Origin of the sequence: Pseudomonas sp. C 49-2 (genome assembly GCF_003970195.1) — a bacterium.
Taxonomy (GTDB): domain Bacteria; phylum Pseudomonadota; class Gammaproteobacteria; order Pseudomonadales; family Pseudomonadaceae; genus Aquipseudomonas; species Aquipseudomonas canadensis.
Window position 1 is genome coordinate 22,804 of record NZ_RXYG01000004.1, and the last position, 17,524, is coordinate 40,327.

Below are 17,524 nucleotides of genomic sequence, written 5' to 3' on the forward strand. Positions count from 1 at the left end.
TTGGCGGATTGCGCGTTAACGTGGCGTTTTACGCAAAGGCCAGCAGCCATGGATCGCACAGGCAGAATCATCGAGCTGATGGGCGCTTTAGCGCCTGTGGAAGGCTATAACCTGAGCACACTGGATGACGTGCGTTTCCTGCGCTCCAATCGCCCATTACATCGGGTCCCGGTGCTGTACGACCCCGGCATCGTGATTGTCTGCCAGGGGCAAAAACGTGGTTACCTGGGGGATGAGGTTTACTTGTATGACGCCCAGCACTACCTGGTGGTGTCGGTGCCGGTGCCCTTCACCATGGAGACCGACGCCAGTGAAGCCGAGCCGATGCTCGCGGTGTACCTGCGCCTGGACTTCACCCTCGCGGCGGAGCTGATGGTGGCGCTGGATGACTTCCCCCAATTGATCGAGGCCAAACCACGGGGCATGTATTCGTCACCCATGGATGACCGGCTCAGTGAGTCATTGCTGCGCTTCCTGCAAGCGATGAGCGTGCCGATGGATGCGCAGATTCTCGGGCCGGCCTTGATGCGCGAGATCTACTATCGAATCCTGACGGGCGAGCAGGGTGGTTCGATGCGCGCGGCCCTGAATCGCCAGGGCCAGTTCGGCAAGGTGGCGCGTGCGATTCGCAAGATCCATGGGTGCTATCACCAGCACCTGGACGTAGAAGTGCTGGCTCGGGAGGCGATGATGAGTGTGCCGAGCTTTCACGCGCATTTTCGCACCGTCACCGACACCTCGCCGATGCAGTACCTCAAGTCAACGCGCTTGCACCAGGCGCGCCTATTGATGCTGCGCAGCGATATTACCGCCGCCACGGCCAGTGCTCAGGTCGGATACGAAAGCGCCTCGCAGTTCAGCCGCGAGTTCAAACGCTTTTTTGGGCGCACGCCCCAGGCAGAGATCCAGTGGATGAAACGTACCTACGCTTTGCCCGCGCCGACGTCGGCGTCGATCTATGTGTCGTCGCACTGAGCATTGTCCTGCCAGCAGGACAAACAGTCGCATTTCAGCTGTCTAATCGTTCATTCGAATCATCTGTAGGATCAACCCCACTTGATCGCCACGTCGCGATCCTCACTTGGAGATCCCACATGAAACTGTTGCATATCGATTCCAGCATCCTCGGCGACAACTCGGCGTCCCGTCAGCTCAGCGCTGGTGTGGTCAAGGCTTGGCAAGCGGCTGAGCCGGGCGTGGAAGTGACCTACCGTGACGTGGCCGCCGAAGGCTTCAACCACTTCTCCGGCGCAACCCTGGGCGCCCTGGGCACTCCGGCTGATCAGCGTAGCGCTGCGCAGCAACATGAAGCTGAGCTCAGCGCCAAGACCCTGGCTGAATTCCTCGCCGCCGACGCGGTGGTCATCGCCGCCCCAATGTACAACTTCACCATCCCGACTCAATTGAAAGCCTGGATCGACCGCATCGCCGTCGCCGGCCAAACGTTCCGTTACTCCGAAGCCGGCCCCGAAGGCCTGTGCGGCAACAAGAAAGTCATCGTTGTGTCGACGTCGGGCGGCCTGCACGCCGGCCAAGCGACCGGCGTGGCCCATGAAGATTATCTGAAAGTGCTGCTGGGCTTCCTCGGCATCACCGACATCGAATTCGTCCGCGCCCACGGCCTGGCGTATGGCGATGAGTTCCGCAGCAAGTCCCTGAGCGACGCCAACGTACTCATCAACGAACAATTGTTCGCGGCTGCGTAAAGCTTAGGTAAAACCCTGACTTTCACCGTTTCATTCTGAAACGGGACGTCTAAACTCTGTATTCTGATCGCCTCAAAACGACCGGACTACGGAGTTTTTTCGTTTACCCGCTGTCATTACTTTGGCCCAGGTTATGCACGCATGGGTTTATCACCCGGTCGAGCGCCTTGAACCATGGACTTTCAACCCGACATGCTGGTCTTTATGCAGCAAAGGTGGACATCCTCATGATGCGTCTTTGTGCTGTTATGGTTCTTTCCTTGCTCGGTGGCCTGGTTTCAGTGCACGCCGCACCTGCGCCGCACCCCCATTGGAGTGTGGGCTTCCATCGCATGACCTTCCTTGATCCGCTGGATTTGCAGCCGATGAAGGCCATCGCCTTCTATCCCTCCACCGGGCTTGAGCACAGCACTCCGCTGGGCGCCTATCGCGTCGCCGCCACGGAAGATTCCAAGATTGCCATCGGCCGTTTCCCGATGCTGATGCTGTCGCACGGCAACACCGGCACGCCGCTGGCCTTGCACGACCTGGCCACCTCGCTGGCGCGCAAAGGCTTTGTGGTGGTGGCAGTGCTGCATCCTGGCGACAACTACAAAGACCACAGCCGCCTGGGCACGGTGAGTAACCTGTATGGCCGGCCGATCCAGATTTCCGAAGCGATCACCGCCACCTTGGGCGACCCGATGCTATCGCCGTTCGTCAATGTGGATCAGGTGGGCGTGATCGGTTATTCAGCGGGCGGCGAAACGGCGTTGATCCTGGCGGGGGCCAAGCCGGACTTCGACCGCCTGCGCCGCTACTGCCAGGAACGCCCGGAAGACCGTGACGCCTGCACCACCAAAGGCGAACTGGTGGTGGACCGCGACGACCTGCAACCGCAATCCGATCCGCGTATTCATGCGTTGATGTTGATGGCCCCGTTGAGCCTGATGTTCGGCCGTCACACCCTGGCCGACGTGCATGTGCCGGTGCTGCTCTACAGTGGCGACGGCGACAAGCTGGTGGCCGTGGACAAGAACGCTGCGGCGCTGGCGCGCAAACTGCCGGAACCGCCGGACTTCAAGCTATTGGCCGGGGCAGGGCACTTCGTGTTCATGGCGCCGTGTGACAGCGATCAGTTGGCGGCCATGCCCGCGATTTGCACCGATGCCGATGGTGTCGACCGCGAAGGTATTCACCGTGACCTGATTTCCGAGGCGGGGCGATTTTTCAGCCACACACTCGGCCAATCCACCCGCGCCGGGATGCAGACGGCAGATCAGTAAGCGCGACGCTTGAGCAGAACGGTCACGCCCAAGGCCGTCACCGACAACAGCGCGGCGCAGAAGAAGATCCAACCATAGCCGAGGTTCAGTGCCACGGCGCCCATCAACGGTCCTGCAATCGCCAGGGCCAAATCAAAGAACACCGCGTAAGCACTCAGGCCTGCACCTCGGCTGCTATTGGGCACCTGCTTGATGGCTTCCACGCCGAGCGCCGGGTACACCAGCGACAAGCCAAAACCGGTCAGCCCTGCGCCAATCAACGCCACGCCCGTCGATGGCGCCAGCCATAGCAGCGTCAGGCCCAGGGTCTCGATGGTCATGCAGGCGATGGCGGCACGAAAGCCGCCAAACCGGCTGATGGCAGAGATAAACACCAACCGCGACAGGATAAAGCACACGCCAAACACCGTCAGGCAGTACGCCGCACCGGCCCAGCCGCGATTGAGGTAGTACAGCGTAATAAAGGTGGTGAGGGTGCCGTAGCCAATGGAGGCCAGGCACAAGCTGGCGCCAAAGGGTGCGATACGCCCGAACACCGCCCAGAACGGCAAACGCTCACCGCGCACTACCGGCACTGAGGGTTTATTGCGGATCAGTACCAGGCCCAGCGCGGACAATACGGCCAGTGCAATGCCGAGGCTGTTGTAGCTGTATTCAGCCACCATCACCACGCCGAGCGGCGCACCAATGGCGATGGCGCCGTAGGACGCGATGCCGTTCCAGGAGATCGAGCGTGCCGTGTGTTCCGCGCCCACCGCGCCCATGCACCAACTGATGGTGCCCACGCCGATCAGCCCTTGAGCCACACCCAGCAACAGTCGGCCGACGATCAGAATGCCCAGGCTCAAGGCGGGCATGCTCTGTAGCAATGTCGCAAAGAACGTCAGCACGCCGCTGACCAGAATCCCCGCCAACCCCAACACAATCGCGCGCTTGGTGCCGACGTTGTCCGACATGCGCCCGGCCATGGGCCGACTGAGCAAGGTCGCCAGGTATTGCGAGCCGATCGTAACCCCGGCCACCACGGCGCTGAAACCCAGTTGCTCATGCACATAGCCAGGAATCACCGCGATTGGCAGGCCGATGCAGATAAACGCGATGAAGGTATAGAAGACAATGGAGACGATCTGCAAGGTGATCGACAGGGAGCTGGGGGCGGCGGCAGGCATGGGCACTCGTTCGCGGGCGGGCGGTGAGGGCATCATGGCAAGGGGAGGAGAGAAAAGGAAGCTGCCTAACGATAAACTCGGGCGGGCTCCTACAGGGTATGCATCAATAAAAAACCCCGTCATAGGACGGGGTTTTTTATTCGGCGCGCGGTGCTTAGAACACTACACCCTGGCTACGCAGGTAATCATCATAGGTGCCGCTGAAGTCGATCACGCCTGTGGCGCTCAGCTCGATGATGCGGGTGGCCAGGGACGATACGAACTCACGGTCGTGGCTGACGAAGATCAGCGTGCCCGGGTAGTTCTCCAGCGCCAGGTTCAGCGCCTCGATGGACTCCATGTCCAAGTGGTTGGTCGGTTCGTCCATGATCAGCACGTTCGGCTTTTGCAGGATCAGCTTGCCGAACAGCATGCGGCCTTGCTCACCACCGGAAATCACCTTCACCGACTTCTGGATCTCGTCGTTGGAGAACAGCATGCGACCCAGGGTGCCACGGATCATTTGCTCGCCTTGGGTCCACTGGCCCATCCAGTCGAACAGGGTCACGTCGTCTTCGAAGTCGTGGGCATGGTCCTGGGCGTAGTAGCCCAGTTCTGCAGCGTCGGTCCACTTGATGCTGCCGGCGTCCGGGGTCAATTCGTTGACCAGGGTACGCAGCAGGGTGGTCTTGCCGATACCGTTCGGGCCGATGATCGCCACGCGCTCGCCAGCTTCAACCTGGAAGCTGAAGTCTTTGAACAGCGGCTTGCCGTCGAAGCCTTTGGCCATTTTTTCGACCATGACTGCCTGACGGTGCAGCTTTTTGTTCTGCTCGAAGCGGATGAACGGGCTCACGCGGCTCGATGGCTTGACTTCGGCCAGCTGGATCTTGTCGATCGCCTTGGCACGGGAAGTGGCCTGCTTGGCTTTCGAGGCGTTGGCCGAGAAGCGGCTGACGAAGGATTGCAGTTCGGAGATCTGCGCCTTCTTCTTGGCGTTGTCCGACAGCAGTTGCTCGCGGGACTGGGTCGCTACGGTCATGTACTCGTCGTAGTTGCCCGGGAACAGGCGCAGCTCGCCGTAGTCCAGGTCAGCCATGTGGGTGCACACGCTGTTCAGGAAGTGACGGTCGTGAGAGATGATGATCATCAGGCTGGAACGCTGGGTCAGGATGTTTTCCAGCCAGCGAATGGTGTTGATGTCCAAGTGGTTGGTCGGTTCGTCGAGCAACAGCACTTCAGGATCGGAGAACAGCGCCTGGGCCAGCAATACGCGTAGTTTCCAGCCTGGAGACACTTCGCTCATCGGGCCGAAGTGTTGCTCCAACGGGATACCCAGGCCCAGCAGCAGCTCACCGGCACGGGATTCGGCGGTGTAGCCGTCCATCTCGGCGAACTCGGTTTCCAGCTCGGCCACGGCCATGCCGTCTTCTTCGCTCATTTCCGGCAGCGAGTAGATGCGGTCGCGCTCGGCCTTGACCTTCCACAGCTCTTCGTGACCCATGATCACGGTGTCGAGCACGGTGAATTCTTCGTAGGCGAACTGGTCCTGGCGCAGTTTACCCAAGCGTACGTTCGGCTCCAGCATGACCTGGCCGCCGGACGGATCGAGGTCGCCGCCGAGGATTTTCATGAAGGTCGACTTGCCGCAACCGTTGGCACCGATCAAACCATAACGGTTACCGGCGCCGAACTTGACCGAGACGTTCTCGAAGAGCGGCTTGGCGCCGAACTGCATGGTGATGTTAGCTGTGGAGATCAATTACTTTACCTATCAATGGGTTGCGAGCGTGGCGGCAGGAGCCTTCAGGCATGCGTCAACAGCGACATCAAGGCGCGAAACCCGGTCGCTGAGCAGAAAATTTTGGATGTGTGTTGGAATTTGGCGCGCATTGTCGCATATGTCAGGCGACAGTTGTATGTCCGGCGAAGGATGGTTTTGCCAAGGTCTCCGGCATCGCCAGCCACAGCAGTGCCAACGCCAGCGCCGCCACGCCGGCCAGGGTCAGGAAGGCCGCGTTGTAGCCGGCCTGTTGCACCACGAAACCCGCCAGGCTGCTGCTCAATGCCGCGCCCAGGCCGAAGACGGTGGAGAGGGCGCCCAGGCTGACGTTGAAACGTCCGGTGCCTTGGGTCAGGTCCTTGACGATCACCGGGAACAGCGCACCGAAGATCCCGGCGCCGATGCCGTCGAGCATCTGCACGGCCACCAGCCAGTACGGATCGCTGGACAGCGTGTAGAGCACGCCACGCAGCGGCAGGATCATGAAGCCAGCCATCAGCAAGGGCTTGCGTCCCCAGATGTCGGCCTTGAGCCCGACTAGCCAAGCCATCGGTACCATTACCAATTGCGCGGCGACGATGCATGCCGACGTCAGCGGCGTGGCCATCTGCAGGTTGATCTGCGAGAGTTTCTGGCTGACCAGCGGTAGCATCGCGGCGTTGGCCAGGTGGAACAGGGCACAGCAGATGGCGAACAGCAGCAGTGGGCGGTTGGCGAGCAACACGCGGATACCGGAGGGTTGTTCGTGGTCAGTGTGATGCTCCGGGTCAAAACCTCGGGCGACTTCATGGTCGATCGCCTCAGCCGACACGCAACTGATCGCAATAACGCTGGCCACCGCCATAAACGCCATCAGGTAGAACACCACCACCGGCCCGAACAGATACGCCAAGCCGCCGGCCAACAGCGCCGCCACGGCGTTGCCGGCGTGGTTGAAGGTTTCGTTGCGCCCGGTACGGCGGGTGAACGCGCGTGGCCCGGTAATGCCCAGGGAGATCGCGCTGATGGCCGGTGCGAATACGGACGCGGCGACGGCGCTGGCGGCCTGGGTCAACGCCACCAGGCTGAAGGAACTGACAAAGGGCAGCAGCAGGCAGCTGCCGGTTACCACGATGGCGGCCAATGCGACTACCGCGCGCTTGCTGCGGGTGCGGTCGATCAGTGCACCCGCCGGTCCTTGGGTGAGTAGGGCAGCGATGCCTGCCAGGGTCATGACCACGCCGATGCTGGCCGGGTCCCATTTGTGTACGGCCAGCAAATAAATGGCCAGATAGGGGCCGAGGCCGTCGCGCACATCCGCCAGGAAGAAGTTCAGGCTGTCCAGGGACAAGGTGTTGCGCAGATCGGAGTGTTTGGCCACGGCGCGGTCTTCGGAGATGGCGTTCAAGGGCTGAACACGCATTGCGTTAATGACCTGTGGGGCCTGCGTTAAGTTTCGTGCGCTGCTCGGGTTTTAATCCGAGGGCACTTGGCTTATTTTCTGACCCCCGCTTTCGTGAATACTTGGAGAAGCAATGGACATGCCTTCAGCTCAACAGGCGATTGCCAGCAACAAGGACGCCTGGGACCAATCCGCCGACTTGCACAAAGCCACTGACACTTGGAGCGCGTTGCTCAACAGTGTCGGCGCGGCTGACTTTTCTTGCCTGGACCCCACGCTGACCGGCGTGTTGCGAGAAGTGGGCGTGGACGGTAAGGATGTGCTGCAACTGTGCTGCAACAATGGCCGCGAAAGCCTTTCGCTGTACGGCCTGGGCGCGCGTTCGGTGGTGGGCGTCGATCAATCCCGTGCGTTTCTGGAACAGGCCCGTGAACTGGCCGAGGTCTCACCGCACAACCCTGAGTTTATAGAAAGTGATATCCACCAGTTGCCGCAAGAGTTGCAGGCGCGCTTCGATATCGCTTTGGTGACCATTGGCGTGTTGGGCTGGATGCCGGATGTGGGGCAGTTCATGCGCCATGTCGCCAGCACCTTGAAGCCCGGTGGCACCTTGGTGATGTATGAAACCCACCCGTTCCTGGAGGTGTTTGATCCACGGGCGCAGAACCCTTTCCTGCCGGCCAGTTCCTACTTTCAGCGCGAGCCGTTTGTGCTGCAGGAGTCAATTGTCTACGAAGGCCAGGGCGAGGTTGCTGGGCCGACTTCTTATTGGTACGTGCACACTTTGGGCGACGTGATCACTGCCGCGATCTGCGCACAGTTGCAGATCAGCCACCTGCAGGAGTATCCGCATTCCAACCGCGAAGAGGTGTACGACCAGTACGAGCAGCAGCCTGCGCAATTGCCGATGTGTTTTACGTTGACTGCCACCAAACGTCCCGATTGAGGGGCTTTTCAGTGGCGTCGCAGGAACGTGCGCATGGTTTGCCCTGGGCCCGTACTGAAAATGGTTGGCCTGGGCATACCTTCGTCGGCTGCAATGAATGCAAATTCATCACCGTCAAGGCGATAGCTGGCGGGCAAGTGTTTACCTGCGTCATCTCCCATGGAGTCAATCCAGGTAATGCTCTTTGGCACGGTGCTGCTGTCCAGGAAAAAACGTCCTGCCAGCAACACCTCGCCGCTGACAGTCTTCACTTCGAAGCAGTCGCCACTGATCGTGGTGATCGCGCCAGGGGCACTGTGGGCATCGATGGGGTTGAGCATGCCGCTGTCTTCGAGTGACGTCTGCTCCCACGCACCTTGGAGGGCTTGAAAGTCCGCATCTGTAACGGATGACATACAAATTCCTTTTTGCTGAAGGGTGAATCGTCGATGGCGACGCCAAAGCGGCGCATTTTTATCATTTGAGCGCTGATTGCGCATCACATTCACAAGACAGCTTTTCACAATTCCTAGTTAACTTTTAGTTACAACCTGTGGCTAAATAACTAGCAAAGGGCCACGAACCGGGTTGTCACTGAGCCGGTCGAGCCGATTGTGTGAATCGTGATTTCAGGTGCTGCTATCCAACCTCGGCCGTTGTGGGCACGCAGGAGCAGCCTGTTCTCTTCTGACATGTGACGAAATCTCTTGAAACTCATCATTGTTGTTCTCTACGTTGCCTCGATTGCGTATGTACACCTGCGTGGCCGGGTGCGGCACAAGCTGGGCCGCCAGCTCAGTGATCATTCGACCTTTCTGGCGCCGATCAACTGCTTTCTCTACCTCTTCTCCAAACTGCCCAGCCGGCCGTATCTGTCGCCCAGCGATTTCCCTGACCTGAGCCCGCTCCAGGAACACTGGGAAGAAATCCGCCTGGAAGGGCAGAACTTGATGCGTGCCGGCGAGATCAAGCGCTCGGACCAATACAACGACGTGGGTTTCAACTCGTTCTTCAAGTCGGGCTGGAAGCGTTTCTACCTCAAATGGTATGGCGACAGCCATCCGTCAGCGATGAAGCTGTGCCCGCGCACCACTGAGTTGGTACAAAGCATCGGTTCGATCAAGGCCGCGATGTTCGCCGAGCTGCCACCCGGTTCCAAACTGGTACGCCATCGTGATCCGTATGCCGGCTCGTACCGCTATCACCTGGGCCTGGATACCCCGAATGGCCCCGGCTGCTACATCAATGTGGATGGCGAAAACTACTACTGGCGTGACGGTGAGCCGGTAATGTTTGACGAGACCTACATCCACTACGCCGAAAACACCACGCAGCAGAACCGCATCATTCTGTTCTGCGACGTCGAGCGCCCGATGAAGTACCGCTGGGCCGCTGCGTTCAACCGCTGGTTCAGCCGTAACGTGATGGCGGCTGCAGGTTCGCCCAACGATGACGGTGACAAGACCGGTGGGCTCAACCGCGCGTTCACGCGCCTGTACAAGATTCGTCTGCGCGGTAAAGAGCTGAAAAAGCGCAATCGTACGCGCTACTACCTGGAAAAATGGGCGATCTTTGCTGGGTTGGCGGCGATTTTCCTGCTGATCTGAGTGTCGCTGTGCGGGCGCCGTTCACTTCGGTGGATGGTCGCCCAGTTTGTCCCACATCTTCTTGCTGATCTTCTGTCGATTGGCATACCCCGCCCAGGGATCCGTTTTCAAAGCGTCCAAGCGCTGCTGCAGATTGGCGACTGTCCATTGCTGCGCACCGCGTAACCCCTTCAACTCCTCATGACTGATCGGCACCGACACCGGCAAGCCTGGCCGTGCGCGCACGGAATACGCCGCTACAGTGCTGGCTCCCCGTGCATTGCGCAGGTAATCGATAAAGATCTTGCCGACCCGGTTCTTGGGCCCCGACGTCGCGGTAAAACGTTCCGGCAACTGCTCGGTCATGAACTGGGCGATAGCCTTGGCGAACGCTTTTACGGTGTCCCAATTGTCTCGGCGCGCCAACGGCACGATCAGGTGCAGGCCTTTGCCGCCGCTGGTCTTGACGAAGGCTTGCAGCCCCAACTCATCCAGTACCGACAGGGTCAGTTGCGCGGCTTCGAGCATGGTTTTCCAAGGCAACGCCGGGTCCGGGTCGAGATCCAGCACAAACAGGTCCGGGGTTTCGATCTTGTCCGAGGTGGCGCCCCAGGTATGAAACTCTACGCCGCCCATTTGCACCGCGCCTATCAGGGCGCCGACGTTGTCGATTTCCATCAGCCGCGCATGGCCGGGATCAAGTGCCTGATCCAGTTGCTTGATGTTGGGGATGGCCAGGCGCTCCGAGTGTTTCTGGAAGAATTGCTCGCCCTCGATACCCTCCGGCGCTCTCAGCAGGGACACCGGCCGGTGACGTAAATAGGGCAGAATCCACTGGCTGATGCTGTCGTAGAACTGCGCCAGTTGCTGTTTTTGTGTGCCACTTTGTTTGTCGATCACACGGTCTGGGTGGGTGATATTGACATCACCGCGGGTCTTTTTGGCGGGCTTCATGGATTTGGCCGTTCGTGGTTGTTCATGAACGATCTGCGCTGCGGGTTTGTCGGTGCGCAGCCCGACGAACGCGGCTTGGCGGACCAAGCCCTCGCGTGTCCACTCGGCAAACTGCACCTCACCGACCAACGTGGGCGCTACCCAATGCACGCCACGTGCTTGGGTGCTGGTCAGCGGTTTCTCAAGCGGCGATGTCTTGCGCTCCAACGGTGTGAGTTGCGCATAAATAGTCTTGAGCGACGCTTGATCAAAACCCGTGCCTACGCGGCCTGCGTACACCAGGCCGGTCTCATCATTTACCGCCAGCAACAACGCGCCGAACCCCGTGCGTGAGCCTTGGGGCCGGGTATAACCGACAATCACAAACTCCTGGCGCAACCGGCATTTGAGTTTGATCCAGTCGGCATTGCGACTAGAGACGTACGGACTGCCCAGGCGCTTGCCGATCACGCCTTCGAGGGCCAAGTCGCAGGCGCTTTCAAAGATGTCGCGGTGATGCGCGGTAAATGCCTCGGAAAACCGCAGCAATTTGCTGCGGCTAGCGGCCAGCGCGACTTTGAGGGCGGCGCGGCGATCCTCGACCGGCGTCTGGCGCTGGTCCTGGCCATTGAGAAAGGGCGCGTCGAACAGGTAGTAAACGATGTCCAAACTGCGGCCGATATCAAACGCATTTTGCAGCGCCTGGAAGTCCGGCAGGCCATCGCCATTGAGGCTGACCACCTCGCCATCCAGCCAGCTGTCCTTGAGCTTCAGAGCCTGCAATGCCTTGACCTGTCGGGGCAGACGGTCGGTCCAGTCGTGTCCGTTGCGGGTAAACAGGCGCACGTCCCCGTCGCGGATGCGTGCGAGCATGCGGTAGCCGTCGAATTTGATCTCGTATTGCCAATCGCCTTCCGGGGCGCGATCCACCAGGGTGGCCAATTGCGGATTGAATTGCTCGGGGAGGGCGGCTTTTCTGACTTTGGGCTGAGCCTTGGGTTTACCCACTGAGGCATCGCTGAGCACGCTGTTCGGCTGGGCCAGGACGATATCGTAGTCGTCGGCCGCACGCGCCTGCTGGTCCTTTTCCTTGATCAGCAGCCATTGTTCCTTGTCGCCGCTGCCTTTCAAGCGGGTACGCACCAGCGCCCAGTCGCCGGAGAGCTTCTCGCCTACCAGGGTGAATTTGAGCTTGCCGGTCGCGTAGGCCTTGCGGGGTTCGTCATGGGGCTGCCAGATGCCACGGTCCCACACGATGACGTCACCGGCGCCGTATTGGCCGGCGGGAATGCTGCCTTCAAAGCCGCCGTAGCTCAGGGGATGATCTTCGACGTGAACGGCCAGACGCTTCTGACTGGGATCCAGGCTCGGCCCTTTGGGCACGGCCCAACTGAGCAGCACGCCGTCGAGTTCCAGACGAAAGTCATAGTGCAGGTTGCGTGCGTCATGCTTCTGGATCACGAAGGACAGTGCCGAGGCTTTGCGCTTGCGTGCAGGCGAGTTGCCTGCGGGTTCGCCGGTAATACCGAAATCACGCTTGCGGTTGTAGTCGCTGAGGGGCTTGGACATGACTCAGGAGGCCTTGGTGGATTTCTTCGTGGCAGGCTTCTTCGCGGGTTTGCCGGCCAGGCTGCGCTTGAGCAGTTCCGTCAGGTCGATCACATCGGCGGATTTGCGCTCTTCGCTGTCCCCGGTCTCCACATCCTCGATCTTGCCGGCCTTGGCCTTCTTGGCCACCAGCGCCATGATTTTTTCCTGGAAGCTGTCGCGGTAGTCATCCGGCTGCCAGTCGGCGCTCATGTCGTCCACCAGGCGCTTGGCCATGTCCAATTCGCCCTTGGCCAGGCTCGGTTTGGTCACGTCACTGCCCAGCTCCAGTTCGTCCAGGCTGCGCACCTCGGCGGGCCAGCGCAGCATCACCAGCACCAGCGCCGAGTCCAGGGGCATCAACGCCGCCAGGTGCTGCTTGGTGTGCAGCACCACATTGGCCAAGGCGACCTTGCGGGTTTTTTTAAGGGTTTCCCTTAGCAAGGCGTAGACCTTGCCGCCACGCTTGTCCGGTGCGAGGAAGTAGGGGGTATCGATGTTCTGCAACGGGATCTGGTCGCTGGCAACAAACGCGATGATCTCGATGGTCTGGGTCGATTTGGGGTGAGCCGAGCGGATTTCTTCTTCGCTGAGCACCACATAGCGGCCTTTCTCGAACGCGACGCCTTTGACGATGTTGTCCTTTGTCACTTCTTTGCCGGTGGTCTTGTTGATGCGCTTGTAACCCACCGGGTCCATGCTGCGCTTGTCCAGCCAGTCAAAGTCAACGCCTTGAGAGGAGGTGGCCGAAACCAGTGAGACCGGGATATGCACCAGGCCAAAGCTGATGGCGCCTTTCCAGATTGCCCGTGGCATAGGTGCGATTCCTTACGAAGAGGCTGTGTTCTGGTGACTCGGATGATGTGGGAAAAGTTTCCCCAAGCAGATGCGCGGACAGATCGTGTTACACCTGATGAGAAACTATTTAGTGTCGAAAGCCGAACCCAAGGCGTAGCGTGTTATCGAAAGCACGTACTCCTCGCCCCAGAGAGGCTTTGTCATGAACAGTTGTACGCGTCACGTAGCAGCGCTGTTGTTGGGTCTGGCCCTTATGCCTGTGGCCCAGGCGCAAAACCTGCCCGGCAACAACAACGGCAACAACGGCCCGATCCACCGGGCCAATCCCAACAGCATGCAGGGCACCCAGCCGAATGCGCCGGCCGTTCGCGGTATCCAGACCGGGCCGACCACGCGCACACCGACCCTGGAAAACGGCGGCATCGGCAACAGCTATCCAAAACGCGACGCTGCCCCCAGCCGCCCGGCCACCGAAACCAAAGCCCCCACTTATGATGCCAACGGCAATCGCCGGTAAGGATCTCGCCTTATGTTTCTACGCAAAAGCCTGCTAGCCGCCCTTTGCGCCACCACGCTGCTGCCGTTGACGGCCACTTACGCCGCCGATGCCCAGCAGTTCCCAAGCGAACAGGGCAGCATCACTGCAACGCCAATCGCCAAAGGCCTGGACCACCCATGGGCGGTGGCCTTCTTGCCGGACAAGCAAGGCTTCCTGGTGACCGAGCGTCCTGGTCACCTGCGCTTTGTCAGCCCCGACGGCAAGCTGTCCGCGCCACTCAAGGGCGTGCCGGAAGTCTGGGCCAAAGGGCAGGGCGGTCTGCTGGATGTGGTGTTGTCGCCGGACTTCAAAGAGGACCGCATGGTCTACCTGTCCTACGCGGAAGGCGGGGGCAAAGGCGGTACTGCCGGTACAGCAGTGGGCCGTGGGCGCCTGGCGGCAGACCTCAGTGGCTTGACCGACTTCAAGGTGATCCTGCGCCAGGAGCCTAAGCTGTCGACCGGTAACCACTTCGGCTCGCGCCTGGCGTTCGACCGCGATGGCTACCTGTTCGTGACCCTGGGTGAAAACAACGATCGCCCGACGGCCCAGGATCTGGACAAGTTGCAAGGCAAGGTCGTACGCATCTACCCGGACGGCCGCGTGCCGGATGACAACCCCTTCGTCGGTCAGCAAGGCGTGCGCCCGGAGATCTGGTCCTACGGCCAGCGTAACCCTCAGGGGCTGGCGCTGAATCCTTGGAGTGGCACGATCTGGGAAAACGAACACGGGCCGCGCGGAGGTGATGAGATCAACATCATCGAACGCGGCAAGAACTACGGTTGGCCATTGGCAACCCACGGCATCAACTACTCCCTGACACCGATTCCCGAAGCCAAGGGCAAAACGGTGGAAGGCACAGTGCCGCCCCATCATGTGTGGGAAAAGTCGCCGGGTATCAGTGGCATGGCGTTTTACGATGCGGATCGCTTCAAGCCCTGGCAGCACAACGTGTTTATCGGTGCGCTGGTCAGCCAGGAGTTGATCCGCTTGCAGTTTGATGGCGACAAGGTGATCCACGAGGAACGCTTGCTCGGTGGATTAAAAGCGCGGATCCGTGATGTTCGGCAAGGGCCAGATGGCTTTTTGTATGTGCTGACGGACGAGGATGATGGCGTGTTGTATCGAGTTGGCCTGAACCAGGATTGAAGCTCCATACACTCCGTAGGCGCCCGGCTTGCCGGCGATGGCGAGTTTGATACCGTCATCGCCGACAAGCCGGGCGCCTACAAGGGAGGGGTCAAAGGCCTAGTTCAGACAGCCCAGGATGATCATCCGGGCGTCGGCCCAGCGGCCAATGGAACTTGCGCTCGCTTTCCTTGATCGGCAGATCGTTGATGCAGGCAAAACGATTGGCCATCAGGCCGTTCTCGTCGAATTCCCAGTTTTCATTGCCGTAGGAACGGAACCAGTTGCCCGAATCGTCGCGCCACTCATAGGCATAACGCACCGCGATGCGGTTATCGGTGAATGCCCACAACTCCTTGATCAGGCGGTAGTCCAGTTCCTTGGCCCATTTGCGGGTGAGGAAACCTTTGGCTTCTTCGCGGTTATGCGCGAATTCGGCGCGGTTACGCCATTTTGTGTCCAGCGTGTAGGCCAGGGACACCCGCTGCGGATCACGGGAGTTCCAGCCGTCTTCGGCCAGACGGACTTTCTCGATGGCCGACGCGCGCGTGAACGGCGGCAGGGGCGGACGTGTTTCTACAGTCGATGACATTGGGCAGTTCCTCGATGAATAAGGATGTATCGGAAGTTGCGCCTACTTGTGGGTTCACAGTCCCAATAACGTTTGCGCCATGCATTGCGCATTATCGGCAGCTGTTGAATCGCCCATCACCAGGGCAACGGTAATGGCGCCATCGATCAGGATCAGCAGTTGCGCGGCCTGCCGCTCGGGATCGGGGGTGCCATGTGCTTGACACAGTTCAAGTGCGTACTCGAACAGTTTTTGTTTGTGCGCCTTGGCCAGCAGGCGCACCGGGTCGTGCGGATCACCGGTTTCGCCACTGGTGTTGATGAACGCGCAGCCCCGGAAGTCGGGAGTGCCGAACCAGTCCTTGAGCGCGCTGAACAGCCCCAGCAGGCGTTCTCCGGTGTCTTCGCGGCGTTCCACTTCAGTGCGCAGCCACTGCATCCAGCGTTCATCGCGACGTTGCAGGGCGGCAATCACCAGCTCGTCTTTATTGGCGAAGTAGCGGTAAATACTTTTTCTCGACACGCCGGCGGTTTTCACCAGGAAGTCCATGCCGGTGGCGGCGATGCCATGGCGATAGATCAACTTTTCAGTGACGTCGAGAATAATGTCGCGGGTTTCATTACGGGTCATGTCGTTCATGCCGTGAACAGTAGAATGATCGTTCTTCTTGGTCAATTAAAATTTTTCCATGCGCCGCAGCGAGACCTGAGCACCCCCATGGTGTAAGCTCGAGGCCTCTTCGGATTCGACCCATTGCGAGCCTTATGCCGTCGTTCTTCAAACGCTCCCTGTTGCCAAAACTGCGCGGTTTCCCCCTCACTCCCGATGCCCTTGAGGTGCTGTCCGGCGCCGACGCCTATCGTCGTTGCCTGCTGGAGAAGATTGCCCATGCCACCCGGCGCATCTATATCGTCGCGCTGTACTTGCAGCAGGACGAAGCGGGGCAGGAGATCTACGACGCCCTGCACGCCGCCAAAGCTGCGCGGCCGGAATTGGACATCGTGGTGGTGGTCGACTGGTTGCGCGCCCAGCGCGGCTTGATCGGTGCCGGCAAGCAGCCGGGCAACAGCGCCTGGTACCAGGCGATGACTCAAAGCCATAGCAGCGAAGTGCCGGTGTATGGCGTGCCGGTGCAAACCCGCGAGTTGTTCGGTGTGTTGCACCTCAAGGGTTTCGTGATTGACGACACGGTGCTGTACAGCGGCGCCAGCCTGAACAACGTGTACCTGCACAAATTCGACAAGTACCGCTTCGACCGGTACCACTTGATCCACAGCAAAGCGCTCGCCGACTCGATGCAGCACCTGGTGGAGCACGGCCTGGTGGCGTCCAAGGCGGTCAATCGTCTGGACCTGCCCAATCCGCCCACCACCCGCAGCCTGCGCAACGACATCGGCGATTTGCGCAGCCGCCTGAAACACGCGGCTTACGACACCACGGCCGGGCAACTGCCCAATGGTCACCTCTCAGTCAGCCCTTTGCTCGGGGTCGGCAAGAACAACCCCCTGAACCGCGTGATTCTCGAACTGATCGCCAGCGCCCAACATCAGCTGACTATCTGCACCCCATACTTCAACCTACCGCTGCCGGTAACCCGCGAAATCAACCGCGCGCTGGCGCGTGGGGTGAAGATCGACATCGTCGTCGGCGACAAGACCGCCAACGACTTCTACATCCCGCCCAGCGAGCCGTTCAAGGTCATTGCGGCGCTGCCCTACCTCTACGAAATCAGCCTGCGCCGCTTTGCCAAGCGCCATCAGCCGATGATCGACAGCGGCCAGTTGAACCTGCACCTATGGCGCGACGGCGATAACACTTACCACCTCAAGGGGATGTGGGTCGACCAGCGCTACACCTTGCTTACCGGCAACAACCTCAACCCGCGCGCGTTCCGTCTCGACCTGGAAAACGCCTTGTTGATCGATGATCCCAAGAGCGAGTGGCTGGGGCCGCGACGTACCGAACTGGCGCAGATTTTCCAGCACACCGCTCGCATCGAGCGTTATCAGGACCTGCAAACGCTGCCGGACTATCCCGAGGCGGTCGGCAAGTTTTTGCGTCGGGTCAGCCGGGTGCGGATCGAACGGTTGCTCTACCGCATCTTGTAAGTGCGCCTAGGCTTGCCGTAATGGGGCGCCTTTGTGTTCATATTCTTCCGTCAATGTATTGAGAAAC

The 17,524-nt window shown here is 60.0% G+C and carries 16 protein-coding genes; 8 read left to right on the plus strand and 8 right to left on the minus strand.

The window, feature by feature from the left end; all coding sequences use genetic code 11:
• Nucleotides 1-48 precede the first annotated feature (48 nt).
• The 3 genes from EJ576_RS09135 (at nucleotide 49) to EJ576_RS09145 (ending at nucleotide 2,971) form a co-directional block, all read left to right on the plus strand.
• The gene (locus EJ576_RS09135) at nucleotides 49-975 is read left to right on the plus strand and encodes an AraC family transcriptional regulator (RefSeq protein WP_122726833.1); all 927 of its coding nucleotides are present in this window, start codon (nucleotides 49-51) and stop codon (nucleotides 973-975) included.
• 119 nt (nucleotides 976-1,094) lie between these two features.
• Nucleotides 1,095-1,706, plus strand: coding sequence for an FMN-dependent NADH-azoreductase (locus tag EJ576_RS09140; RefSeq protein WP_122726835.1), 612 nt, complete (start codon nucleotides 1,095-1,097; stop codon nucleotides 1,704-1,706).
• A 227-nt stretch (nucleotides 1,707-1,933) separates the two neighbouring features.
• On the plus strand, nucleotides 1,934-2,971 hold the full coding sequence (locus EJ576_RS09145; protein ID WP_028616041.1) for a dienelactone hydrolase: 1,038 nt from the start codon (nucleotides 1,934-1,936) through the stop codon (nucleotides 2,969-2,971).
• Here EJ576_RS09145 and EJ576_RS09150 read toward each other — a convergent pair.
• The 3 genes from EJ576_RS09150 to EJ576_RS09160 all read right to left on the minus strand — a co-directional run bounded on the left by EJ576_RS09150 (nucleotide 2,965) and on the right by EJ576_RS09160 (nucleotide 7,262).
• Entirely contained in the window at nucleotides 2,965-4,140 is a 1,176-nt protein-coding gene (locus EJ576_RS09150) for an MFS transporter (protein ID WP_123477263.1), read from the minus strand. The genes EJ576_RS09145 and EJ576_RS09150 overlap by 7 nt on opposite strands.
• Before the next feature lie 154 nt (nucleotides 4,141-4,294).
• Nucleotides 4,295-5,881 (minus strand): ABC-F family ATPase, encoded by a 1,587-nt coding sequence (locus EJ576_RS09155; RefSeq protein WP_028616043.1) that lies wholly within the window; start codon nucleotides 5,879-5,881, stop codon nucleotides 4,295-4,297.
• 142 nt (nucleotides 5,882-6,023) lie between these two features.
• Nucleotides 6,024-7,262, minus strand: a complete 1,239-nt coding sequence (locus EJ576_RS09160; RefSeq protein ID WP_123477823.1) for an MFS transporter — start codon at nucleotides 7,260-7,262, stop codon at nucleotides 6,024-6,026.
• Nucleotides 7,263-7,416: 154 nt separating this feature from the next.
• Between EJ576_RS09160 and EJ576_RS09165 the strand changes: the two genes are divergently transcribed.
• The gene (locus EJ576_RS09165) at nucleotides 7,417-8,229 is read left to right on the plus strand and encodes a bifunctional 2-polyprenyl-6-hydroxyphenol methylase/3-demethylubiquinol 3-O-methyltransferase UbiG (RefSeq protein WP_126570124.1); all 813 of its coding nucleotides are present in this window, start codon (nucleotides 7,417-7,419) and stop codon (nucleotides 8,227-8,229) included.
• A gap of 8 nt (nucleotides 8,230-8,237) precedes the next feature.
• Here EJ576_RS09165 and EJ576_RS09170 read toward each other — a convergent pair whose 3' ends face one another.
• Nucleotides 8,238-8,624, minus strand: a complete 387-nt coding sequence (locus EJ576_RS09170) for a TIGR03067 domain-containing protein (protein ID WP_126570126.1) — start codon at nucleotides 8,622-8,624, stop codon at nucleotides 8,238-8,240.
• A gap of 291 nt (nucleotides 8,625-8,915) precedes the next feature.
• On the opposite strand from EJ576_RS09170, the gene lpxO reads away from it, so the two are divergent.
• Nucleotides 8,916-9,815: a lipid A hydroxylase LpxO gene (gene lpxO / locus EJ576_RS09175; protein ID WP_126570128.1), complete on the plus strand. Its 900-nt coding sequence runs from the start codon at nucleotides 8,916-8,918 to the stop codon at nucleotides 9,813-9,815.
• A gap of 21 nt (nucleotides 9,816-9,836) precedes the next feature.
• Here the strand turns inward: lpxO and ligD are convergent, their stop codons facing one another.
• Together ligD and EJ576_RS09185 are read right to left on the minus strand one after the other, a co-directional pair.
• Nucleotides 9,837-12,296: a DNA ligase D gene (gene ligD / locus EJ576_RS09180; protein ID WP_126570130.1), complete on the minus strand. Its 2,460-nt coding sequence runs from the start codon at nucleotides 12,294-12,296 to the stop codon at nucleotides 9,837-9,839.
• Nucleotides 12,297-12,299: 3 nt separating this feature from the next.
• Nucleotides 12,300-13,130 carry a Ku protein gene (locus tag EJ576_RS09185; RefSeq protein WP_126570132.1) on the minus strand — a complete coding sequence of 277 codons (831 nt, stop codon included), beginning with the start codon at nucleotides 13,128-13,130 and terminating at the stop codon, nucleotides 12,300-12,302.
• A 184-nt stretch (nucleotides 13,131-13,314) separates the two neighbouring features.
• Between EJ576_RS09185 and EJ576_RS09190 the strand changes: the two genes are divergently transcribed.
• Nucleotides 13,315-13,629 carry a hypothetical protein gene (locus tag EJ576_RS09190; protein WP_122726851.1) on the plus strand — a complete coding sequence of 105 codons (315 nt, stop codon included), beginning with the start codon at nucleotides 13,315-13,317 and terminating at the stop codon, nucleotides 13,627-13,629.
• A gap of 12 nt (nucleotides 13,630-13,641) precedes the next feature.
• Nucleotides 13,642-14,799 carry a PQQ-dependent sugar dehydrogenase gene (locus tag EJ576_RS09195; protein WP_126570134.1) on the plus strand — a complete coding sequence of 386 codons (1,158 nt, stop codon included), beginning with the start codon at nucleotides 13,642-13,644 and terminating at the stop codon, nucleotides 14,797-14,799.
• 91 nt (nucleotides 14,800-14,890) lie between these two features.
• Here the strand turns inward: EJ576_RS09195 and EJ576_RS09200 are convergent, their stop codons facing one another.
• Nucleotides 14,891-15,370, minus strand: a complete 480-nt coding sequence (locus tag EJ576_RS09200; RefSeq protein ID WP_122726855.1) for a nuclear transport factor 2 family protein — start codon at nucleotides 15,368-15,370, stop codon at nucleotides 14,891-14,893.
• Between the two features lie 54 nt (nucleotides 15,371-15,424).
• Complete coding sequence (locus tag EJ576_RS09205; protein ID WP_122727433.1) at nucleotides 15,425-15,988, minus strand: TetR/AcrR family transcriptional regulator; 564 nt, start codon at nucleotides 15,986-15,988, stop codon at nucleotides 15,425-15,427.
• A gap of 125 nt (nucleotides 15,989-16,113) precedes the next feature.
• Here EJ576_RS09205 and pssA point away from each other — a divergent pair, with 125 nt between their 5' ends.
• Nucleotides 16,114-17,457 (plus strand): CDP-diacylglycerol--serine O-phosphatidyltransferase, encoded by a 1,344-nt coding sequence (gene pssA, locus EJ576_RS09210; protein WP_122726858.1) that lies wholly within the window; start codon nucleotides 16,114-16,116, stop codon nucleotides 17,455-17,457.
• Nucleotides 17,458-17,524 lie beyond the last annotated feature (67 nt).